The sequence below is a fragment of the Streptomyces sp. NBC_01244 genome (assembly GCF_035987325.1).
GTDB lineage: Bacteria > Actinomycetota > Actinomycetes > Streptomycetales > Streptomycetaceae > Streptomyces.
In genome coordinates this window covers 7,170,008-7,191,793 of record NZ_CP108488.1, presented here as the reverse complement: position 1 = coordinate 7,191,793, position 21,786 = coordinate 7,170,008, and the positions used below count along the sequence as shown (strand labels likewise).

18 protein-coding genes and 1 pseudogene are annotated in these 21,786 nt (G+C 67.0%); 12 read left to right on the top strand and 7 right to left on the bottom strand.

Features of this window, described 5'->3' with window-relative positions:
* Positions 1-187: 187 nt before the first annotated feature.
* From OG247_RS32365 to OG247_RS32335, 7 genes are read left to right on the top strand one after another with little or no spacing between them, the layout of a single operon-like run.
* A complete protein-coding gene (locus tag OG247_RS32365; protein ID WP_327255504.1) occupies positions 188-826 on the top strand; it encodes a hypothetical protein in 639 nt (212 codons plus the stop codon).
* A 19-nt stretch (positions 827-845) separates the two neighbouring features.
* Positions 846-2,543 (top strand): carbamoyltransferase family protein, encoded by a 1,698-nt coding sequence (locus OG247_RS32360; protein WP_327255503.1) that lies wholly within the window; start codon positions 846-848, stop codon positions 2,541-2,543.
* The gene (locus OG247_RS32355) at positions 2,543-3,349 is read left to right on the top strand and encodes a class I SAM-dependent methyltransferase (RefSeq protein ID WP_327255502.1); all 807 of its coding nucleotides are present in this window, start codon (positions 2,543-2,545) and stop codon (positions 3,347-3,349) included. The genes OG247_RS32360 and OG247_RS32355 overlap by 1 nt, the downstream gene beginning before the upstream one ends.
* The gene (locus OG247_RS32350; protein ID WP_327255501.1) at positions 3,346-4,419 is read left to right on the top strand and encodes a 1-aminocyclopropane-1-carboxylate deaminase/D-cysteine desulfhydrase; all 1,074 of its coding nucleotides are present in this window, start codon (positions 3,346-3,348) and stop codon (positions 4,417-4,419) included. The genes OG247_RS32355 and OG247_RS32350 overlap by 4 nt, the downstream gene beginning before the upstream one ends.
* Before the next feature lie 28 nt (positions 4,420-4,447).
* Positions 4,448-5,461, top strand: a complete 1,014-nt coding sequence (locus OG247_RS32345) for a radical SAM protein (protein WP_327255500.1) — start codon at positions 4,448-4,450, stop codon at positions 5,459-5,461.
* Positions 5,422-6,777 carry a serine--tRNA ligase gene (serS, locus tag OG247_RS32340; RefSeq protein ID WP_327255499.1) on the top strand — a complete coding sequence of 452 codons (1,356 nt, stop codon included), beginning with the start codon at positions 5,422-5,424 and terminating at the stop codon, positions 6,775-6,777. The genes OG247_RS32345 and serS (OG247_RS32340) overlap by 40 nt, the downstream gene beginning before the upstream one ends.
* A complete protein-coding gene (locus tag OG247_RS32335; RefSeq protein WP_327255498.1) occupies positions 6,774-7,907 on the top strand; it encodes a dipeptidase in 1,134 nt (377 codons plus the stop codon). Before serS (OG247_RS32340) ends, OG247_RS32335 begins: the two co-directional genes overlap by 4 nt.
* On the opposite strand, the gene OG247_RS32330 is transcribed toward OG247_RS32335, so the two are convergent.
* From OG247_RS32330 to OG247_RS44940, 5 genes and pseudogenes are all read right to left on the bottom strand, one after another.
* Positions 7,904-8,809 (bottom strand): alpha/beta hydrolase family protein, encoded by a 906-nt coding sequence (locus tag OG247_RS32330; RefSeq protein WP_327255497.1) that lies wholly within the window; start codon positions 8,807-8,809, stop codon positions 7,904-7,906. The two genes, OG247_RS32335 and OG247_RS32330, sit on opposite strands and share 4 nt — an antisense overlap.
* Before the next feature lie 1,027 nt (positions 8,810-9,836).
* Positions 9,837-11,150 (bottom strand): hypothetical protein, encoded by a 1,314-nt coding sequence (locus OG247_RS32325; RefSeq protein ID WP_327255496.1) that lies wholly within the window; start codon positions 11,148-11,150, stop codon positions 9,837-9,839.
* Between the two features lie 148 nt (positions 11,151-11,298).
* Positions 11,299-12,582: a serine--tRNA ligase gene (serS, locus tag OG247_RS32320; RefSeq protein ID WP_327255495.1), complete on the bottom strand. Its 1,284-nt coding sequence runs from the start codon at positions 12,580-12,582 to the stop codon at positions 11,299-11,301.
* Positions 12,583-13,220: 638 nt separating this feature from the next.
* Complete coding sequence (locus OG247_RS32315) at positions 13,221-13,685, bottom strand: SAM-dependent methyltransferase (protein WP_327255494.1); 465 nt, start codon at positions 13,683-13,685, stop codon at positions 13,221-13,223.
* A 169-nt stretch (positions 13,686-13,854) separates the two neighbouring features.
* Positions 13,855-14,003: pseudogene (locus tag OG247_RS44940) on the bottom strand (transposase); the annotation flags it as partial.
* 175 nt (positions 14,004-14,178) lie between these two features.
* On the opposite strand from OG247_RS44940, the gene OG247_RS32305 reads away from it, so the two are divergent.
* Entirely contained in the window at positions 14,179-14,724 is a 546-nt protein-coding gene (locus OG247_RS32305) for a GNAT family N-acetyltransferase (RefSeq protein ID WP_327255493.1), read from the top strand.
* 16 nt (positions 14,725-14,740) lie between these two features.
* Here OG247_RS32305 and OG247_RS32300 read toward each other — a convergent pair whose 3' ends face one another.
* Complete coding sequence (locus tag OG247_RS32300; protein WP_327255492.1) at positions 14,741-15,475, bottom strand: HAD family hydrolase; 735 nt, start codon at positions 15,473-15,475, stop codon at positions 14,741-14,743.
* A gap of 2 nt (positions 15,476-15,477) precedes the next feature.
* On the bottom strand, positions 15,478-16,992 hold the full coding sequence (locus tag OG247_RS32295) for a helix-turn-helix domain-containing protein (protein WP_327255491.1): 1,515 nt from the start codon (positions 16,990-16,992) through the stop codon (positions 15,478-15,480).
* 295 nt (positions 16,993-17,287) lie between these two features.
* On the opposite strand from OG247_RS32295, the gene OG247_RS32290 reads away from it, so the two are divergent.
* From OG247_RS32290 to OG247_RS32275, 4 genes are all read left to right on the top strand, one after another.
* Positions 17,288-17,482: a hypothetical protein gene (locus OG247_RS32290; protein ID WP_327255490.1), complete on the top strand. Its 195-nt coding sequence runs from the start codon at positions 17,288-17,290 to the stop codon at positions 17,480-17,482.
* A 199-nt stretch (positions 17,483-17,681) separates the two neighbouring features.
* Positions 17,682-18,698 (top strand): hypothetical protein, encoded by a 1,017-nt coding sequence (locus OG247_RS32285; RefSeq protein ID WP_327255489.1) that lies wholly within the window; start codon positions 17,682-17,684, stop codon positions 18,696-18,698.
* Between the two features lie 79 nt (positions 18,699-18,777).
* Positions 18,778-20,313 carry an amino acid permease gene (locus OG247_RS32280; protein WP_327255488.1) on the top strand — a complete coding sequence of 512 codons (1,536 nt, stop codon included), beginning with the start codon at positions 18,778-18,780 and terminating at the stop codon, positions 20,311-20,313.
* Complete coding sequence (locus tag OG247_RS32275) at positions 20,313-21,758, top strand: glutamine synthetase family protein (RefSeq protein ID WP_327255487.1); 1,446 nt, start codon at positions 20,313-20,315, stop codon at positions 21,756-21,758. The genes OG247_RS32280 and OG247_RS32275 overlap by 1 nt, the downstream gene beginning before the upstream one ends.
* Positions 21,759-21,786: the final 28 nt, after the last annotated feature.

The window sequence follows — 21,786 nt, the reverse complement described above, 5'->3', positions numbered from 1 at the left end:
CCAGTGGCCGATATGGCATCCATGCTGCGGCTTATTCGCGCCCGTGTACCGGTACACATTCGGGGGAACGGCTGCTGATGTGACGGGTGGGGCTGGTGACGTGGGGGGTTCGACGATGGTCCCTGATGACATACGCGATTTATCCGGATGGCTGGAGAAGCACTTCCACGGGAGTGACGGAGAGGGGATGGCAGAAGCAGTTCAAGCTGTCCAGGATCTGACGACGGAAGGCCGATTGGCCGCCATCCTCAAATCACTCCTCGACAGTCCAGAGTTTCTGCAGCAGGCGGCCGGATCGTCGTACACACACGACAACGGATTCGACAAGATCCTGCTGGCCGCCACACCGGGCGGTTGGCGCATGCGGCTCCACATCTGGTGGCCCGGCCGCGGCATCCACACCGAGAACATTCACAATCACCGGTGGGACTTTGCGTCTCTACTGTTGAGCGGCTCGTGTCGAGCCGACTACTACGGCGAACATCCGAGCGGCTCCGAGTTGCATGCCTACACGTACGTGCGCGGGGAAGGCTCGACGTACCAGCATCACCATGTCGGGATGCGGCGGGTGGTTCAGACCATGAGCGCAACCATGCAGGCGGGCGACAGCTACGTCCTCACCCGCGCACTCATGCACCGCATCGTCACCGATCGCCGCAAGCTCCTGGCCACACTCATGCTGCACTCCCCGGAACGGGCCAGCAGCGCCCTGACCCTGACGTCGGCGCCGACGTTTCAGGAGCCTTCGAGCAGCCCAGGCCGGTTTACAGAATCCCAATTGAGGCAGCGCCTCACCGACTTGCTGGAACAGCACCTGCCGGCCTGACCCGACCGAGTGAGGTCCTATGCTGATCATGGGGATCAACAGCTATTTCGAACACCCCGCGGTGGCCTTGGTGGAGGACGGGGAGGTTCTCTTCGCCGCCGAGGACGAGCGTTTCACTGGTATCAAACACGGGCGCCGGTACACACCATTCAGCACCTATCTTCCGGTGGCCGCCATGCACAAGGCGCTTGCACACACAGGCCGCTCCGCCTCCGACATCACGGAGATTGGCTATTCATATCACCGCTGGGACCACATGCGGAGCCTTCACGGATGCCTTACGGGACGACGACTTTCCTCATTGAGGGACGAACTCAGCGCCTTCGCTATGCTGGCGAACCTTCCACACGCCTTGCGTAGCGGATATGACATTCCCCACCGCTACCGCGACCGGTTGCCGCTCGACGGAATACGCCGCATACCCGTCCGGGAATGGCGACACCATCTCTCCCACGCCGCCTCTGCATTCCACTGTTCCGGCTGGGACAACGCATTGGTCATTGTTGCCGACGGAGCCGGTGAGAACGCCTGCACATCGGTATACGAGGGCCGCGGAAAGAGCCTGAGAAGGATATCGGAGGAAGTCCTCCCGAACTCCCTCGGACATTTCTATTCAGCGGTCACCGAGCACCTGGGATTCGAACCGTTCAGCGACGAGTTCAAGGTGATGGGGCTGGCGGCATACGGGGAACCCCGGTTCTCGCAGGTCTTCGACTCGATCGTGCAGTTGCGGCCGGGCGGCCGGTACACCGTCGACCTGAAGGCGCTTCAGTCACTCGGGCGGCGCCTGCCGCCGAGACGGCGCCACGGCGAGCCCGTCGGGCAGGTCCACATGGACATCGCCAAGTCGGCCCAACTGTGCCTGGAACAGGCGCTGATCCATGTCGTCACCCATTTCGCGCGCACCACAGGCCTGCGCCGGCTCTGTCTGGCCGGCGGAACATTCTTGAACTGCGTGGCCAACGGTCGGCTGGCCGCACAAGGCATCTTCGACGAGATATTCGTCCAGCCCGCGGCCAGCGACGCGGGCACAGCGCTCGGAGCCGCTGCCCTGAGCTCGATCCGGCGTGGTGGTCCTGCCCAACTGCGCTATCCGTCCATGGCGCTGGGCACGGACCACGATGACAGCGAACTGGCGACGGTCATCGCGCAGGCCGGCGACACGGCGCTCACCCTCGACCCCGAGGCAATGGCCGAGCGGCTTGCGGTACGGCTCTCCGAAGGCACCATCTGCGCCGTGTTCCGTGGCCGGATGGAATTCGGCCCCAGGGCTCTCGGGATGCGCAGTCTGCTCGCGAGTCCCCTCGATCCCGGCATGCGTGACCGTCTCAACGCCCTCAAGGGCCGCGAGGGATTCCGCCCTGTCGCGCCGATCGTGACCGAGGAGGCCTTCGGACGCTATTTCGAGGGGCATCAGGATCCATACATGCTGTTCACGAGCGAGGTGCGCACGGAGGAGCGGGAGAAGATCCCGTCCGCCGTACACGCGGACGGTACGGCCCGAGTGCAGACCGTACCGCGAGACCGCGATCCGTTCCTCCACTCGGTCCTCACCGCCTTCGAGAAGCTGACTGGGCACCCAGTGCTGATCAACACGTCGTTCAACGTCCGCGGCAAGCCCATCATCGAGAGTCCCGTGGAGGCTCTGGGCTGTTTCCACACCTCGCAGATCGGTGCTCTTGCCATGGGGAGCCACCTCCTCGAAAAGACGCCCTGATGCGGGCGGCCGACGAGAGCCCACTAGAAGCGAACCGGCGCGCGTGGGACCTGATGACGCCGGTTCACCTCGACGCACCCTTCTACGACACTCCAGCCTTCTTGGCAGGCGCGTCGACGCTCAAGCCCGTCGAGGTGGCGCTGGCCGGGGAGGTGGCGGGTTTGCGCGTCCTTCACCTCCAATGCCACTTCGGCCTCGACACCCTGTCCTGGGCGCGGCTCGGCGCCCGCGTCACCGGCATGGACTTCTCCCCCGCCGCCATTGCTGCCGCCCGAGCCCTCGCCGGGCAATGCGGGATCCCAGCCGACTTCAAAGTCGCCGACGTCCAGCAGCTCAAGACGCCGGACGACCCGTTCGACCTGGTGGTCACGACGTACGGCGTGCTGTGTTGGCTGGAAGACCTGGATGCGTGGGCGGACGGCGTGCGTCGGAACCTGCGACCCGGGGGCCGACTGATCCTCGTCGACTTCCATCCGGTGCTGGAGGCACTCCACCCAGGCAAGATGACCGGTGCGCTGAGCTACTTCCCGGCGCCCCGGGCCGTGGGCACCTGGACCCGCGGGAGCTACGCCGACCGTGACGCGTCCATTGCGTATCACGAGTTCCGCTGGCAGCACACCGTGGCCCGCGTCGTGACGTCGTTGCTGGACCAGGGGCTCGCGCTTGAAGCCATCGAGGAGTACCCGTACAGCTCGTTCCCGCTCTTCGACGAGCTCACTGACTGCCGCGACGGTCTGTGGTTCAGCGAGGGGACCGCGGCCCATCCCTACATGTTCTCCGTGGTGGCCCGCCGGGGAGCGGCATGAGTCACAAGCGGATCGGCGACGTCTTTCCGGACCTGCGGCTGCCGTCTCCGCGCACGCCTGGCCGGGTTCCCACCCCACTCGACGAACGGGAGGACATATCTCGGGATTTGGGTGTTCGTGTCCGCCTCAAACGTGAAGACCTCATCGACGACCTGGCTGGCGGGCACAAGGCGAGGAAGCTGGCCTACGTCGCCGGGGAGGCCATCGCGCGCGGCGCGGACGTCCTGGTGACCGGCGGCAGCGTGCCGTCGGGCCAGTGTGTGTCCGTCGCCGCTGCGGCCCGCGAACTGGGCATGGACTCCCACCTCGTCTACTGCGGGGACAGCCAGCGCCGCCCGGCCCGGCCCCAGGGCAGCTACCTGCTCGCACTCCTGCTCGCACACCGGGTGACCTGGCACGAACTCACCCCGTGGGACCGCATTGACGAGCTGCTGGCCGAAGCGGCGGCAAAGGAGGCCGCCCAGGGCCGGGTTCCCTACGTCATCCCTCCCGGGCTGCACACCTGGCCGGGCATCCTGGGCAGCATCGACCTCGGCCTGGAACTGGCCGCGCAGCTGTCACTGACTCCGGAAGGCGCCGAGGGGGCCCACGTCGTCGCTCCGGCCGGATCCGGAACGACAACTCTGGGCCTGAGTATCGCGGCGCGCCTGCTCGACCTGCGCTGGACGGTCCACGGCATGTGCATCGGTGGGTCCCCGGAACAGGTGCGTGCCGCCATCGCCGCCCTCCGTGACGACGCCGTCCACCGCACCGGCGACAAACGGCTCCTGGAAGCGTCCGTCGTCGTCCACGACGCACCGCTAGGTGACGGCTATGACCTCCCCACCGATGCAGAACTAGGCGAGATGCGCACCCTGTTGATGCGCTACCGCCTCCCGTTCGATCCCAACTACATGGTGAAGACCTTCGGAGGTCTTCGAGACGCACTGCGCTCAGGAACCATTCCGCGCGCCGCCCACGTGGTACTCGTGCACACCGGCGGCAACCTTGGCATCCACGGTGACAGCCCGCGGCTTCAGGACTGGTACCAGCGACATCTTGGGGCCGGCCTGGCCCCGGACCACGGCTGACACTCCGCGACATCGAGAGGGCAACAACATGCATCTGGAGACGACACGGGAGCGCACTGCGGACATGGTGTCGAAGCTCTCGAAACTGATGCTGTGGATGAACAGCGGCTGCAACGCGCGCTGTCGTATGTGCGACATCTGGCGGGAGAAGCCCGGCCGGAACCTCACCGTGGCCGATATCGCTCGGTGGGCGCCCGAATGGCGCGAGGTGGGGATCGACACGGTCGTCCTGTGCGGCGAGTCGCTGATGCACCCGGACGTCTGGCCGGTGGTCGCCGAGATCAGGAAGCAGCACATTCGAGTCGAACTTCTCAGCAACGGACTGCTGCTGAGCCGTCACGCGCGCGACGTCGCGACCCACTGCGACGTCCTGCGGGTGAGTCTGGACGGACCTCGCGCCGTTCACGACCGGATGCGAAACGTGTCCCGCGCTTACGACCGGCTCCAGTCAGGCATCGCCGCCCTGCACGAGGCGTTTCCCGCCTTTCCCGTCGACGCGAGGTGCGCCGTACACCGCCAGAACTACCGCCATCTGTCGGCGACCGTCGATGCGGCCAAGGAGCTGGGCGTCCGCAGTATCAGCTTCTCCGGGACCGACATCCACAACGAGGAGGCCTTCCGCCGGTTCGAGACCATCGATCAGAACTACGTCGAGAATCTGGTCATCGGTCCTGGGGAACTACCGGAACTGGAGCGCTCCTTGACGCTGCTCAAGAACGGCCACGCTGCGGATTTCGCCTCCGGTTTCATCAGCGACACCCCTGAGCGGTTGGACGAGCTCCTGCTCACCTACTACCGGAGCCTCAGCGGCAAAGAAGAGCGCGCCATCCAATGCAACGCCCCCTGGACGTCGGTGATTCTCGAGTACGAAGGGACTCTCCGGCCGTGCTTCCCCATGCCGGCATACGAGAGCCGCCCCGAGGGGAGCACTCTGTTGGAAGTGATCAACTCGCCGTCCGCACTGGCCTTCCGGCGGAAACTCGACGTCACGACCAACCCGACATGTCGGCGCTGCGTCGACCAGTCCGTCAACCCCTGCTAGCTCGCTCCGCAGGACAACGGAGGCATCACGTGCTCGACTCCAGAACGCTGCTCAAGGATCCCGCGCTTGTCGCCGGCCGGCTCGTCGCACGTGGAGTGGACGCGGCGGCTGTCGATCGCACGGTGGCAGCGCTCACCCGCTCACGGGACGCGCTGCGCCGGCTGGAAGAGGCCCGCAGCCAGACCCGGCAGCGCAGTACACAGCTAGCGCGCACTGTGCGGGAAGCCGCCCTCGACAGCGAGGCGCTGCGATCGGAGCTGAAGAGCGAACGCGAGCGGGTCAGCCTGCTGGAGCAGGCTCACCAGCACGCCGAAGAAGAGTACCGCTCCTTGATGCTGGCTCTGCCCAACCTCCCGGCGGCCGGCACGCCGTCCGGTCTGGAGGAGGCGCAGAACGTGGTGCTGCGCGAGAGCGGACCACCAGTTTCGCAGTCGGGACGGGCGAACCAACACTGGGACACCGCCACGGCCCTCAACTGGTGGGACCCCGGCAGGGCCGCGAAGATGAGCGGTGCCGGCTTCCCGGTCCTGCGGGGCGATGGGGCCCGGTTGCTGCGCTCCCTCATTTCCTTCGGTCTCGATCTGCACCGGCCGACGTACGAGGAGCTGCTCCTTCCGCAGTTCGTCCGGGAGGAGGCAATGTTCGGGTCGGGCCATCTACCCAAGTTCGGGGACGGCGTCTACCGCATGGCCGACGGCGACCTGTACGCCGTACCTACGGGCGAAGTGCCCATGACCGCCCTGCACCGGGACGAGCTGTTCGCCGAGGCAGATCTGCCTCATCTGTCGATGCTGCACACCGCCTGCTTCCGAAAGGAGGCCGGGAGCGCGGGGGCCGACGCGAGAGGAATGCAGCGCCTCCACGAATACCATCAGATCGAACTCTCGCGGATCGTCACACCCGAGACCTCCGAGGAGCATTTTCGTGCCCTTCTGGCCGATTCGGAACGGGCGCTACAGCTGCTGCAGCTGCCCTACCGGGTGCTGGACGTCTGCTCGGGGCGCCTTCCGTTCGCCGCCGCCCGCGCCTACAGGCTGGACGTATATGCGCTGGGTCTGCGGCGCTGGCTACCCGTCTCGACGGTGGCCCTCTTCACCGACTTCCAGGCCCGGCGAAGCCGGATCAGAACCCGTACTGCGGCTGGAAATGTCTTCGTACACACGCTGAACGCGTCGGCGGTCGCCGCGTCACGGCTGTGGGCCGTACTCATAGAGAACTGCCGCGAGGACGATGGCACGATCCACCTCCCAGCGTGCCTGCACCCGTACATGGGAAAGGAACGGGCGTTGATCGGGACGGAGACAGGGGCGCGATGAGGGAAATTGGTGATCTTCTCCGGACGGCTCCGCTCCTGGACGGGCACAACGATCTGCTGTGGGAACTGCGCGAGCAGGTGGCGTGCGACTTCGACCGCATCGACCTCAGGGAGCGCGTGCCCTCCCTGCACACCGACCTCCCCCGGCTGCGTGCCGGAGCCGTAGGCGCGCAGTTCTGGTCCGTGTACGTCCCTTCGGCCCCGCCCGAAGTGGCGGTCCCCATGACGCTGGAGCAGATCGACGCGTGCCACACCATGCTGCGGCGGTACCCGCAGCATCTGAGGCTTGCCCTCACTGCCGCCGATGTCACCACCACGACCGACGAGGGGCGGATCGCCTCTTTCATCGGCATGGAAGGCGGCCACTCGATCGGCAGTTCCCTGGGCGTGCTGAGGATGATGTACGCACTCGGTGTCCGCTACATGACCCTGACGCACAACAACAATGCCCCATGGGCCGATTCCGCGACCGATACCCCCGTACACGACGGGCTGTCCGAGCTGGGTGAGCGTGTCGTCCGGGAGATGAACCGCCTCGGCATGCTCGTGGACTTGTCACATGTCGCGGTGTCGACCATGCGCGACGCGCTGAGGGTGACCCGCGCTCCCGTGATCTTCAGCCACTCCTCGGCGAGGGCCCTCTGCGACCATCCCCGCAACGTCCCCGACGACGTGCTGACGCAGCTGCGCACGAACGGCGGGGTGTGCATGGTGACCTTCGCTCCCGGCTTCGTCTCCCAGGAGATCGCCGACGTATGGCTGGCACACAATGCCGAGGAGGCCCGGCTACGTGCCGCTTACCCGGACGCGCCCGCGGAAGTGGCCCGGCACATCTCCGCATGGCAGGACTCCCACCCGTTCAGGCCGGCCAACGTGGCCCAGGTCGCGGATCACATCGATCACATAAGAGAGGTCGCCGGAATCGCGCACCTGGGGATCGGCGGGGACTACGACGGTGTGCCGTTCCTGCCCGCCGGCCTGGAGGACGTCTCCTGCTATCCGCGGCTCTTCGAAGAGCTCCGCCGCCGGAAGTACAGCGACGACGAGATGTTGCAAGTGGCCGGGCGCAATCTGATCAGAGTGCTGTGCGAGGCCGAGGAGGTCTCCGATACGGACGCGTCTGCAGGCTAGGGCTGGGCCGGGGAAGCGGCGTACCTCTCGAGCCAGTCCACGATGCGCAGATTCCAGTCCATCCGGTGGGACGGGCGCCCCTCGAAGATGAAGGTGTGCGACTCGCCGGGGTACAGCACCAGCCGGGTGGGTACGTGCTGCGCACGGAGGGCGTCGAACCATTGACGGGCCTGGTCGGCGGGGCAGCGAATGTCCTCGGCCCCGTGGAGCAGCAGGGTCGGGGTGCGGACGGCGCTCACATGTGACATCGGATTCGAAGCCGCGTACTGGTCGGGCGCGGTCTCCGGGGCGCCGCCGAGTTCCTGCTCAGCGGTCATCGGGCCGATGTCCGAAGTGCGGGTCCAACTCACCAGGTCGCTGATCGCTGCGCTGGCGACCGCGGCGGCGAATCGCCGGTCGCGACCGGTGATGAAACATGTCTGGTATCCGCCGTAGCTGTACCCCGCGACGGCGAGGCGGCCGGGGTCCGCGGCTCCGTCCCGCACCAGCTCGTCCACGGCGTACAGCAAGTCTCCCGCATCGGCCCGCCCCCAGCCGCCGACCACCTGGGAGTAGAAGCGCTCCCCGTAGCCGTCGCTGCCGCGCGGGTTGACGAGGAGCACGGTCCATCCGCGTGCGGCCAGAACCTGCTGGTACAGGCGTGCGCCATCGGCGATGCCGTTCCAGGCAGTGTGAGGCCCGCCGTGGATATCGAGGAGGAGCGGCCCGGGACGGGCTGCCACCGGGTCACGTACGACCCAGCCCTGGACGACCGTCCCGTCCGGCACTGTAAATCTGTGCTCCACCGGTGGGTACAGCGCGACGCCAGGCAGGGCCATGTCACCGTGGGCGGTCAGGATCCGCTCGGTGCCATCGGCCGGATCGACCACGACGATCTCACCGTAGGACGTAGGAGTCGCCACGACCAGTGCGAGAGTGCCCGAGCCCTCCGCATTGGTGGCAGCGCATACGCTGCGGCCAGCCCCGCCGACCACCACGCGCCACTCGGCCGAGTCAACGCCGACGCCGTACAGATGGAAACACCCTTCGTCCCGAAGCAGAACCAGTGCTTCCCACTCGCCTGGCCCGCCGGCCTCGCGTCGGTACCTGCTACCCAGAGCGGCCGACATGACGTTGCGGTCCAGATGACGGGCCAGGTCCGAGGGCCGACCGCCGTCCAGGGGCACGCGCCACAGCCGGGAGTGCCCCGGCCCCGGGCCCTCCTGGCCCCGCACGAGCAGGCTGGAACCGTCCGCATGCCAGCTGACTGCCTCTGCCACCCCTGCCGACGACCCCACCCCTACGGGAGCAGCACCGGGCCGCGTCACGTCGAGGACTTGGGCTGCGCAGATCCCAGTCGGGTCCACTCCCGGATCCCGGATGGCCGGGAAAGCCAGGCGGGTGCCGTCCGGGGCCCAAGACGGCTCGCCTGCCGACCGGAAGCCCTCTGTGAATCGGGTCAGCTCGCGGGTGACGATGTGCAGGACATGCATATGAGTGCGCCCCGCCTTCGCAGGGCCCTCCTCTGCGGACCCTTTCGTCTCCGCACAGACCAGTGCCGTGAAGGCGAGCCGTGTGCCGTCCGGACTCCACACCGGCCGTCCAGCGCCCATGGGCAGCTGGGTCAGCCGCTCGGTCTCGCCGCTGCCGACGGTCATGAGACACACCTGCGCCGGGCTAGCGTCGTCTCCGCGCAGGAATGCCACGCGGTCGCCGTCCGGAGACCACGCCGGCGCGTAGTCCGCCGGCCCCTGCGTCAGCGAGCGCGGCGCGCCGCTGCCGACTGTCACCCACCAAAGGGACCGGAGCTCTCGGTCGCCCTCGGCGTCCGCTGCCCTGAGTACGTACACAATATGCCGGCCGTCGGGACTGATGGCCGGCTCGGCGGGAACCGCGATCGCAGTGAGGTCACTGATCCGAAGGCGCCGCCGGTCCGCCATCGTGTGCTCCCTAACGGTGCCTCACCGTATCGATCACGGTGCTGAACAGGTGCAGCAGGTCCGCGGGCGCACCCATGGCCTGGAGGTCGTCGTAGTCGTAGCAGTAGCGCGGACGGCAGAGACGCTGCCGCAACTCAAGGACGTCTTCGCTACGGTCCCGCGCGTTGTCGGACAGCAGGTCCGCGAACACCCGGGCGAGATGGTCTACTTCGGTTTCCTTCGCACCGAGCCGGGTGGCTTCGGCGAGGGAGAGCCGGAACGCCGGTCCCTGGATACCAGGCAATCCGGTCAGCTTGTTGACGAGGAGCCCATTCTCCTCAAGCAGCCGCGCGGTCTTCGTGGCATCCGTGTGGGCAACCGGCTTGACCCACACCTGATGGCACGCGGTGAAACCCAGATCGGGTTCCGCCACGGGAATCCCCCGCCCCCACAGCGCCGATGCGAAGCGGCGGGCGTTGACCATCACGCGATGGGCGTAGTCCTCGCCGTCGCAGTCCCGCAGCTCCAGGAGAGTGATGGCCAGGGACACCACTGCGCCCAAGTGATGGTGGCTGACGTAGTGATAGGCGATGGCGTCGATCCGGTCCCGCAGCCGTTCATCGTTCGTGGCGAGGAACCCCTTGTGCGGCCCCGGGAGCGTCTTGTGGGTGGACCCGCCGAACGTATGGGCACCACGCTGGAGCGGATTCGGCAACGCCCCGCCAAGGATGAGGCCGTTGGTGTGGCTGGAGTCCAAATGGAGCACGGTGCCCGGCGACACCGCATCGATCAACTGCCGCACCGGGTAGGGGTCCACGGGGAAGAGCTGGCTCGACTGGTCGAGATAGACCAGATCGGGCCGGGACTGCGCGAGGAGGCCCTCCAGCGCAACCAGGTCCACGTAATGGGTCCCCACCATGGGGATGGGAAGAGTCCGGATGCCCAGGCGCTCCGCCACATGGGTCGTACTCATGTGGCCGCCGCTCTCCTCCGGAACGGTGAGCATCGTCCCGCCCCTGGGGCATAGGGCGGCCATGGCAATCGTCATGCAGTTGAGGCCCGATATCGGCCGGACGTCGACGAACTGCGCGCCGGCCATCTCCTGGAGGAGGGGCTTCAGTATGTCGAGTTCTATCCGACCTGCTTCGATTCCCCCGAAGAACAGCCATTCGTTGAACAGGCTCATGTGGTCGAAGAAATACCGCGAGTACGTGTCCAGGACCAGCGGTACCCGGGCCAGCGGCGACATGGTGTTCTCGCTGGGCGTGAAATTCAGCGAATTGCGGGCTCGTTTTTCGTGGGCATCCAGCGTGTGCAGCAGCTGCACGATGGACCTGTCGGGCAAGAGAGAACTCCTCTCCGTGTCGGCCGAGCTCCGAGCGGCTCCCGGGCTCCGGGTGGCGAGAGGAGCGAAATTCCCCCTCACCACCCAGCGTTCTCGAGGCATCAAGCCATCGGGTCACCAGCCCGTTAGGCTTCAACCGCCATATTTTTCAGGCCTTCGGCCGGATCACGTCCGTGCCGAGCCAGTGGCGGAGCGGCTTCGGCACCACGATGGAGCCGTCGGGCTGCTGGTTCTGCTCGACGATCGCGGGCAGCAGGCGACTGGTGGCCAGGCCGGAGGCGTTGAGCGTGTGGACAAGCGCCGTACCCTTGGCGCCCTTGGGCCGGTAGCGGATGTTCGCCCGACGCGCCTGGTAGTCACCCGCCCAGGAGACCGAGGACACTTCCTTATACGTCCCCAGGCTGGGAATCCAGATCTCGACGTCGAACGTTTTGCGCATGGTTGCGCTGACGTCGCGGGAGGCGAGTCGTGAGGTCCGGTAGTGAAGTCCCAAGTTTTCGACCAGCGACTCCGTCCGGCGGAGCATCTCCTCGAAGGCCGCGTCCGCGTCCTCGGGTGCAACGAACTGGAACATCTCCACCTTGTTGAACTGGTGACCGCGAATCGTACCGCGCTCTTCCGTGCGGTAGCCGCCCGATTCCTTGCGGTAGCACGGCGTGTAGGCGAACACCTTCATCGGCAGGCTGGAGTCGGGGATGATCTCATCCCGATAGGTGTTCAGAATCGCGGTTTCCGAGGTGGGCAGCAGGAACGATCCGCGCCCTCCGCCGTCCGGAACCAGGTGGAACACGTCGTCGTAGAACTTCGGGAACTGCCCGGCGGCGAAACCGCTTTCCTCGGTCAGGAGGTGCGGCGGGAGCATGAACTCGTATCCGGCCTGGTAGTGCTCCCGCGAGAAGTAGTCCAGGAGCGCCCACTCAAGCGCCGCGCCCTGCCCCCGATACAGCCAGTGGCCAGATCCCCCCAGTTTCACGCCGCGCGCGAAGTCAACCAGGCCAAGGCGCGTACAGAGCTCCACGTGGTCCAGCGCGTCAGGACCGAGCTCCGGGGCTTCACCCCAAGTGTGGACGACCTCGTTCATCTCCTTGCCGCCGACGGGAACCTGCGCATCAGGGATGTTGGGCAGTTCCATCATCAGCTGCTGCAGGGACTGCTCCACCTGATTGAGTTCAGCCTGTAGCTGCGAAATCTCGTCGGCGAGCCCGGCCGTCGACTCCTGCTGCGCCGCAGTGTCGGCCCCGGATGCCCTGAGGGCCCCGATCGCCTTGGACTGCTTCTTGAGCTCGCTCCTGGCCTTCTCGACGCGCATGGCCAGAGCCCGGCGAGACTGGTCCGCCTCCAGGATCGGACTCAAGTCCACTGAGTCCATCCGCTTCAGGAGGCCGGCTTTCACGCCTTCAGGGTCTGACCTGAGCAGTTCCAGGTTGAGCATGGTTTCCGGGCCTCTCATAGATCGATTGTCGTGACGCAGCTCGACGTTCTCTGGCCACCTCGACCAGCAAATGGCAGGGGCTCGACCCCGCCTACCAGATGGGGCAAGACACCAGACCGACGTGAACTGTCTGGTAGGACAGCAGATGCGGGCAGGGCTGGTCGACCGAGATCCTTGACTTGTTGACAAACATCGCAAGGCGTTGCGAGGTTACTACAACTCGTCTACGTAGATCCGCAGTTACAGAGCTCAGGACCCGAACATACGTGCACTCTGCGATGGCATCGGCGAGAATCGGCCACTCCGTGGATTGTGCCTCTGAGTGCACGCACCAAAGGCGCCCACTTAGCGCCCTACGCCCCGCAATGTTGCAGGTGTCCGCGGACTTCGTGAGCAGCCGCGAGCTCCTGACCTGCGGTGGCGGCGGTGGCGAGCACTACTGGAGGCGGTGTCCATCGGCGGATCACGAGCAATCAGGCCCAGCGGGTACGGACTTCGCGGTCGAGCGCCCCAAAGAAACCGCAGGTCACGAGGTCCATTGCTCGCCGAACCGGCGGCATCGTTCGGACAGTGCTCATGATCCGTCGACAGTGCTCGCGAATCCGCGGACCCTACAGAAGTCGGCAACGCTCGCTACTTCATTCCCAGTAGTCCGCAAGCATCTCGGCCGGCCAGCTCGGCTCCCGCACCTCGCCGCGCGGTCCCATCTCCCGGAAGTAGGGCGCTACGTCGTAGACAGGCGTGCCCTCGACCGCGTCGAGGTCTACGACGTGGAGGTCCAGACCTTCGACCTTCACAAGCCGGGGGAAGGACTGGGCGAGCTGGTTCGGCCGGCGGTGGTTGCGGTGGACGAAGGTTCCGGTAGGCGGCCAGGCCGGGTTGTTACGGGGGCTGCGTGCGTGGAGAGCGACATCGGCCGGCGACGCTTTGTGGAAGTGCCACACGACGACCAGATGCGAGAAGCCCTCCAGGCCGTTGACTACGTCGGCCGGAAAGGTCGGGTCCAGTCGGATGATCGCAGGACCGCCCCAGTGATCGTCCGTAGGTTCCGTGCGGCCTCCGACTACGATACCGATCGGCTTGATCTCCAGCGACTGCGCCATGAGCTTCCCCTCGTGCCTCATCGTGACCTGGTCAATGTACGTGGGCAAGGTAGGGGCGGCCCGAGCATCCAGGGCGGTGACGGCCGGAATGCCGCGGTGCCGGTACGGGGACAGCAGACTGCGCATGTCGACCACGGCCTGGCGGGCGCGTCCCGAGTAGATGCCACGCCTGGACCTGCTGTAGCAGCCGCTCCCATGTCTCGTCTGCTGACCAAAGTCGGTACGTTCGTAGAAGGCCTTCCACGGACCGAACCGTTCGAGCAGGTCACGCCACTGCGCGCCGATCCAGACTCGGTACAGAATCCCGTCGATCACCTGGGCGGTGATCCCGCCACCTGCCTCAACGCCCGTTGCTGACCGGGAGAATCGCCGTCGCTGATCCCGCTCGGCATCCGTCAGATCACCCCGCCCCATACCCAGAGCAACGCCCCGATCCAAAGGAAAGTCAGATGACTGAGCTGGACAGATCCCAGAAGTGCGCTTGACTGCGCGAATGAACATCAACTCGACGGAAGCGAGTCCGTCTGCAACCGTGCAAGTCAGGCGTTTCCGCAACGATGATTCGGTAGAGCAGCTGACTCTCCTGCTCCATCGCGCCTACGCAGACCACGCCGCTGCCGGGCGAGTCTTCTTCGCCTCCTACCAAAATCCGCAGGACACACAGCACCGCCTGAGCAAAGGCGAGTGCTGGGTCGCGATGAACGGGAACGCACTGGTCGGCACCGTCACCGTGTCAGCCCCTCACACCAATCCGGCTGGATACCCGGCGCCCGCAGGAGGGGGCTCGTTCTGGCAACTGGCTGTCGAGCCATCGCAAAGAGGCACTGGCCTCGGACAGCGACTGCTGGCCCTGGCAGAGTCACGTATCGCTGCTCTCGGATCGACACAGGTCGTCATCGATACCTCTTCACAGGCAACAGACCTCGTCGACTGGTACCGCCGGCGCGGCTACGCGCCTATCGGCACTTGGCGGTGGGACGTCACCAACTACGACAGCATCGTCCTCATGAAGAACCTCCCGACGACAACTTCTTCATGAATGGCCGGACAGAACCTTAAGGCTGCCCGCTCGTCGTCGTCAGCGCGGCGATGCCCTCCAGAACCCGTGCCACGTCCGCGAGGGAATCGAGTACGAGGTCAGCACCAGCCTCAGTAAGTTCGGCGGCCGTGGTCTTGCCCGATGCGATACCAATGACGGGGGCGCCGCCCTCGAGGCCGGTGCGGACATCCTCCAGCGAGTCCCCGATGATCACTGTGTTCGAGCGGGTGAAGACCGTGCCGTACTTGGCCTGGGCGCGCTTCTGAGCGATGGCCACGAGTGCCGGCCGGTGGTGGTCGTCGGAGGCGAAGCCGCCGATCTCGGTGTCGAGGAGACCTTCAAGGTCGAAGGCTGCGAGCTTGAGCACGGCGTTCGGCTTGAGGTTCCCGGTCACGGCGGTCGCAATCAAGCCAGGATGATCGTGCACCGCACGCAGCGCAGCGGCCGCTCCTGGCATGAGGACGCCCTGTGTACGCAGGTCCTCTGCATGTGTAGCGAGGTGGACCGGCAGGAGATCCACCATCCGCGGCAGCAGACCATCGACTTCGCCTTCCGGCACTCCGTTGTCGATCAGGAGCGATCGGATCGCCAGCGGCATGGTCACGCCAGTGCCGCGGGCCGGCAGGTGTTCGGCGGGACGGCCGACGACCTCGGCGAAGGTCTCGCGATAGACCTGCCGATCGATGTCGCCGACGTACAGCAGCGTACGGTCGATGTCCCACAGCACGAGGACCTGCTGGGCCTGGGTCACGTTCAGCTCCTTGCACCCGTCACGAGAGCGGCACGGTCGATCAGCTCCCGAGCGTACGGGCTCCGTCGGACCGGGGCGAGGTCGCCGATCATTCCCTCGATGTGCTCGTTGAGACGGGCCGATTGGAGCTGTTCGGCAAGGTCGAGCGCCTGGTGTGCCGTGGCGCAGCCTGCTTCGAGTTCGCCTTTCCGGAGGTAGGCGGACGCTGCACGGGAGAGGAACAGGGCGTTGGTGCGCTGGTCTGCCGGGTTGAGGGCCTTGCGTGCCTCGGTGAAGCTGACGGCGGCGTGGGGCGCATCGTCCAGGTCGAGATAGGCGCTGCCGGACTGGCCGTGGATCTCGCCTTCGTTGATCCAGTACAGCCAGTGGGGGTCGAACTCGGAGCGCCCCCGGGCGCAGAGTTCGGCGGCCTCGCCAAGTGCGATGAGGGCTGCCTGCCGTTCGCCTAGCTTGGCGTGCCCGCGTGCCTGCCGGGTCAGCAGCATCGCCTCCAGGGCGGGGGTGCCCAAGGTCTTGATCTTCTCGCGGGCGGCTCGCGCCGCGGTGACCGCAGTGCGTGGCTGTCCGGTGGAGTAGCCGTGGATGGCCAGGTAGGACAAGGCGCCGGCGCCGAGACGGTCGTCGCCGGCGACCTTGGCCGCGCGGAGTGCGGCGAGCAGGTAGCTCTGCGCGTGGTCGTGGCGTCCGGAGTCGAAGGCGAACCAGCCGGTCTGGGTGGCGGTGTCGGCGACGATGGCGGCCAAGCGTCGCCCGGTGTCTTCGGTGTATGACGCCTTTTGCAGAAGGCGTTTGAGGAGTTCGAGGTGCGCGTCGCCGAGCTCGGTGAGGGTGCCGCTGCCGGCGCTGGCATCCATGATGCGCAGGCGGTCGGTGGTCGCCTGCAGGTTGTCCAGCAGTTCCGGGGCGAGCTGGCTTCCTTCCGTGGCGCGTTGAAGGGGCTCGGCCTCGGCGGTGCTCCAGTGGTGGACGAAGGCGGTGAGCGCGATGCCGCTCACCGTAAGGAACTGCCGGCGGTCAATCACGTCGCCTCCAACCGCATGGTCCAGTGCCGCCACCATACGGGCCGCGGTCCAGGGCAGGGTTGGGTCGAGATCTCCGGCTGACTGATCCGAGGGCTGCTGAAGCGGTCTCCCTGCTGACCGTGGGAGCGGGAGCTGGATGAGCTCGGCAGGGGCGCCGACGCCTGCGACAAATTCGATGATCTTGTCGATGTTGGTGAGGCGTCGGCTGCCCGACTCCAGCATGGACAAGAACGCCTGGCTCAGTCCCGTGAGCTGGGCCATGTCCTCCTGGCGCAGCGAGCCTCGCTGTCTGATCAAACGGCTGGCCTTGCCGAAGTCAAGGGCTGCAAAGGCCTGTCGGATATCTACGTCTTGCCACACCCGCTCCGGTACGGCGGGTAACGCGGGGGCGGAAGGGATGCGAGATCGCGCGCAAGCGGAGCAGAGGCCGTCCGGGTTGTACTGGCTGAGCCAGCAACCGCAGTCGTCGCACTGTCGCAGCGCCTGCTGGGCCACCCGTACCTCCCCAAGCGAAAGTGCGCCAGCCGCCGGCGTAGCCCGCCGAAAACCGAGATCACCCCAGTGATATCACCAGCGGAATGTGCACACCGGGCGTTTCCCGGTCAGCCTTGTGCCTCAATCAGCCTCTGTTCAGGGCCGATTACCACTCGCAGCACGAGCTCGTCCGGTCCTGTGTACCTCTCGCACCGGTTCGTCAGCAATGTCGTCGGGAATGGGCTTGGGCTCCGCTGCGGGGGACTTGGGCAGGGAACGAGCCACATCACCGACGGTTCGGAAGGGGGACACATCCGTGGCGGTCAGCATCTCCGCTGTCGTGCTGCTCGCGGTCCTCGTCATCCTCTTCGTCAAGAAGGGCGGACTGAAAGCCGGGCACGCCGTCGTGTGCGTCCTCCTGGGGTTCTACCTGGCCAGCTCTTCGATGGCCCCCGCGATCTCCGAGGTCGCGACGAACGTCGCGCGCCTGATCAGTGGGATCAAGTTCTAGACCGGGCGCTGGCAGTCCGGTGGCTCTCTCCGGCCGCGCAGCGATCCTGTCCGGCACCAACGTCCCTCTCTCTGCCGAGGAAGCATTCGATGACCGAGAAGAGCATGACGCACCCTTGTGCCGCGATCGAGAGCACAAGGTTTCCGCTTTCCCGGCCCTCGGCTGCGACCGTCGACGACCTCGGTCACGAGGCGCACTGATGCGCCCGGTTTACCACCCGGCCGGCACCGACGAAGCCCTCGGTATGGCCATGGTCGAGTTGCAGGCCGGCCGGTGGAGACCGGCGCGTGACTTGCTGGCGGCAACTGCTGGGCAGTGGGGGCTGCGGACGTCGCGTACGCAGGTACTGGCGGTCACCGCTGCCCACTCCGACGTGATGGGCGTGTGGCTCACGGAGGAGCCGAACAGTTACGACGCCCAGGTGATGCGTGCCCGCGTCTCGGTGGAGCGAGCCCTGCGCGCCCATCACCAGCAGCACGCAAGCGCTGCGGCATTGGAGGAGGCTGCACGGCATGGCTCGCTGATGATGGCGCACCGGGAGCCGCGGGATCCGGTGCCCTGGATCTGCTTGCTCGCCCTCGCACAGATCGATGGACGCCAGGTGCGACGGGAGCACCGTGAGGTATCGGCAGAGCCGATGCTGCCGAGCGGGCCGTGGGGGCTGCTGCACGGGATCAACCAGCGCGACCCGTACAACCGGGAGGCGTACCACCGGGTACTGCAGTTCATACTGGCCCGCCCCGTCCCACCGGCGGCCTCACTCGCCGCTGTCTTCGACTTCGGCCGATGGGTGGCCTCGTGGTCGCCGGCGGGTTCCCCGTTGCTGCTGTTGCCGCTGTACGCGCTCGTTGAGCAGTGCCGGCAGCAGTCCCTCCAGCACCGTGCCGATCCGCTGTGGCGTCGGCAGTGGGCGCAGGAGCCGACGATCACATACACGGTCAAGGCGTTCCACCACTGGTTCAAGCAGCCGGATACCGCGCCGCGCTCGGTGACCGACCTGCATCACCTGGCGTACGCCTTGTGGGCCGGCCACCGGTTCGTGGAGGCCGCCGAGGTGTTCACAGCCGTGGGCACCTACGCCTCGCGGGAGCCGTGGGCGTCCGTCCATGAGGACCCGAACCATCCCGACGGTGGCGAGGTTCTGCTGCTGCGGGCCCGTCGGGAGTCGCTGTCCTTTGCACGCACGCACGCACCTCGTGCCGGACCGGTGCGCTGACCGTCGCGCACAGCAAACGCCGACTTGGCATGCACCTGACTTTTTGTACTCGTTCCACCCATTCCATGGAGGATGTCCAGTGTTACGAACACGCCCGACTCGCCGCGCGGCGGGGGCCCAGTCAGATGATGCGTTCCTTCGGGAACTGGGCTACGAGCCGGTGCTGGCCCGCCGCATGGGGCCGTTCGGCAACTTCGCCATCAGCTTCTCGGTGATCTCCGTGCTGAGCGGCTGCATGACCCTGTACGGCTTCGGTCTCGCGACCGGGGGTCCCGCCGTGATGATGTGGGGCTGGATCGCCGTCGGCGCCATGGTGATGCTCGTCGGAGCCGGCCTCGCTGAGGTCACCTCCGCGTACCCCACCTCCGGCGCCCTCTACTACCAGGCCGAACAGCTCGGCGGGCGCAAGTGGGGCTGGTACACCGGCTGGCTCAACCTGCTCGGTCTGCTCGGTGCGATCGCCGGCATCGACTACGGGGCCGCGCTGTTCACCGGCGCCTTCTTGAACCTGCAGTTCGGCTTCGCCCCGACACCGGGCAAGATCATGGCGATCTACTTCTGCATCCTCGCGCTGCACGCCACCCTCAACCTCTTCGGGGTCCGGCTGGTGAGCATCCTGAACTCCATCAGCGTGTGGTGGCACCTGGGCGGGGTCGCCGTGATCGTCGGCGCGCTCGCGATCGTGCCGTCGCACCACCAGTCGCCGTCCTTCGTCTTCGGGGAGTTCGTCAACAACACCGGCTGGTCCGGCTCGCTGTACGTAGTGCTGATCGGGCTGCTGCTCGCCCAGTACACCTTCAGCGGCTACGACGCCTCCGCCCACCTGTCGGAGGAGACCACCAACGCCCAGGTCTCCGCCTCCCGCGGGATCATGCGGGCGATCGGCTGGTCGTGGCTGGCCGGGTTCGTGCTGCTGGCCGGACTGACCTTCGCCATCCAGGACTACGCCGCCACCCAGGCCACCGCCACCGGCGTGCCGCCGGCACAGATCTTCCTCGACGCCCTCGGCACCGCCGGCGCGAAGGCCCTGCTGCTGGCCGTAATCGTCGCGCAGCTGTTCTGCGGCAACGCCGAGACCGCCGCCGCCAGCCGCATGGTGTTCGCCTTCTCCCGCGACGGCGCACTGCCCGGGTCAAAGCTGTGGCGTCACGTCGACGCCCGCACCGGCACCCCGACCCGCGCGGTGTGGCTGTCGGTCGGCGTTGCCGCGGTCCTGGCGCTGCCGTCGCTGTACAGCCCGACCGCGTACGCCGCCGTCACGGCGATCAATGTCATCGGGATCACGCCCGCGTACGCCATCCCGATCTATCTGCGGATCCGTAACCGACACCGCTTCCAGCCCGGCCCCTGGAACCTGGGCCGCTGGGGCGTGCCCGTCGGCGCGATCGCCGTGGTCTGGGTGGTCTTCGTGACCGTGCTGTTCTGCCTCCCCCAGTCCCGGCCCGAGTCCGGCCTCGTCTCCGTGACCACGTTCAACTACGCACCCATCGCCCTGCTGGTCGTCCTCGCCCTGGCCACCGTGTGGTGGCGTGTCGCGGGACGCGACTACAAGGTGCCGACCGCGGCAGCCGATGCTGGTTCGGGCATGGCCCGCATCCAGGAAGAGGTCATCTGATGACCGCCCTCCCCACCCCGGCCAGCACGACGTCCCGCCCGAGCAGCACGGCGCAACCCCACACCCAGACCACGTCCACCGGCCAGCGGCGGCCGGCCCGGGCGTTCAGCGTCGACGAGCTACGCAAGGCCGTCGCAGCCGGCGTGATCGACACCGTTCTCCTCGCCGTGCCGGACCTGCAGGGCCGCCTCAAGGGCAAACGGTACGGGGCGCGGCACTTCCTCGACCGCGTACTCGACGGCGGTGCCGAGATGTGCGCCTACCTCCTGGCCACCGACGTCGAAATGACGCCCGCCGACGGGTTCGCCCTCACGTCCTGGGCGAGCGGGTACGAGGACATGACGGTCGTGCCGGACCCCTCGACGTTGCGCACCCTTCCGTGGATGCCGCGCACCGCGCTCATCCTCGGCAACGCAATCGGCCTGGACGAGGAACCCATCGAGGTTGCGCCGCGGCAGATTCTGCGCGACCAGCTGACCCGGCTTGCCGCCCACGGGCTGCACGCCCAGGCCGGCCTGGAGACCGAGTTCATCCTCTACCGCGGCACCTACACCCCGGCCGCCGGCATCGGCCCGGGCGGACTCATGCCGGTGGCCGAGGAGAACCTGGACTACGCCCTCGACCACACGCCGGACACCGACCGGCTCTTCCGGCGCCTCCAGGGCTCGCTGTCCAAGGCGGGCATGCCCGTCGAGGCGATCAAGACCGAAGGCGCCCCGGGTCAGGTGGAGGCCACCTTCCCCTACGGTGCCGCGCTGCCCGCGTGCGACAACCACCTCGTCTTCAAGCACGCCGTGCGCACCCTGGCGTGCCGGTCCGGCATGACGGCCACGTTCATGGCCTCCCCCCAGACCGGCATCGCCAGCGGACTCCACCTGCACATCTCCCTCACCCGCAGCGGCAACCCGATGATCACCGATCCGACCGGACGGCTGTCCAAGATCGGCGAGCAGGCAATCGCCGGGCTGCTGACGGCGCTGCCGGGGCTCGCCCCGCTGTACGCGCCGAACGTCAACTCCTATAAGCGGTATGTGCCCGGCTCCTTCGCCCCCACTCGCATGGCCTGGGGGTGGGACAACCGCACCTGCGCCGTGCGGGTTACCGGCCACGGGGCGGGCGTGCACCTGGAGATCCGCGTTCCGGGGGCGGACGCGAACCCGTACCTCGCTCTCTCCGCGGCGCTCGCTTCGATGATCCATGGCATCGAGCGGCAGCTCACCCCGCCGGCGCCCTGCACCTCCAACGCCTACGAGGCCACCGACGCGGCTCTCCTGCCCCTCACCCTCGATCAGGCCCGCTCCGCATTCCGGCACAGCACCGTCGCCCAGGAGGCGTTCGGGAAGAGCGTGGTCGAGCACTACGCCCACCTCGCGCAGCTCGAGCTCGACCACCACCGCGGCATCGTGACCGACGCGGAACAGGCCCGCTGGTTCACCCGCGCCTGAACTCTCGCCGCACCAAGACCAGACTCCG

Bases quoted from the DNA above. Each gene is read 5' to 3' on its own strand.
- OG247_RS32335 (WP_327255498.1), top strand. From the start codon at position 6,774: ATGAGGGAAATTGGTGATCTTCTCCGGACGGCTCCGCTCCTGGACGGG.
- OG247_RS32275 (WP_327255487.1), top strand. From the start codon at position 20,313: ATGACCGCCCTCCCCACCCCGGCCAGCACGACGTCCCGCCCGAGCAGC.
- OG247_RS32365 (WP_327255504.1), top strand. From the start codon at position 188: ATGGCAGAAGCAGTTCAAGCTGTCCAGGATCTGACGACGGAAGGCCGA.
- OG247_RS32315 (WP_327255494.1), bottom strand. From the start codon at position 13,685: ATGGCGCAGTCGCTGGAGATCAAGCCGATCGGTATCGTAGTCGGAGGC.
- OG247_RS32355 (WP_327255502.1), top strand. From the start codon at position 2,543: ATGCGGGCGGCCGACGAGAGCCCACTAGAAGCGAACCGGCGCGCGTGG.
- serS (WP_327255499.1), top strand. From the start codon at position 5,422: ATGTCGGCGCTGCGTCGACCAGTCCGTCAACCCCTGCTAGCTCGCTCC.
- serS (WP_327255495.1), bottom strand. From the start codon at position 12,582: ATGCTCAACCTGGAACTGCTCAGGTCAGACCCTGAAGGCGTGAAAGCC.
- OG247_RS32350 (WP_327255501.1), top strand. From the start codon at position 3,346: ATGAGTCACAAGCGGATCGGCGACGTCTTTCCGGACCTGCGGCTGCCG.
- OG247_RS32305 (WP_327255493.1), top strand. From the start codon at position 14,179: ATGAACATCAACTCGACGGAAGCGAGTCCGTCTGCAACCGTGCAAGTC.
- OG247_RS32345 (WP_327255500.1), top strand. From the start codon at position 4,448: ATGCATCTGGAGACGACACGGGAGCGCACTGCGGACATGGTGTCGAAG.
- OG247_RS32360 (WP_327255503.1), top strand. From the start codon at position 846: ATGCTGATCATGGGGATCAACAGCTATTTCGAACACCCCGCGGTGGCC.
- OG247_RS32285 (WP_327255489.1), top strand. From the start codon at position 17,682: ATGCGCCCGGTTTACCACCCGGCCGGCACCGACGAAGCCCTCGGTATG.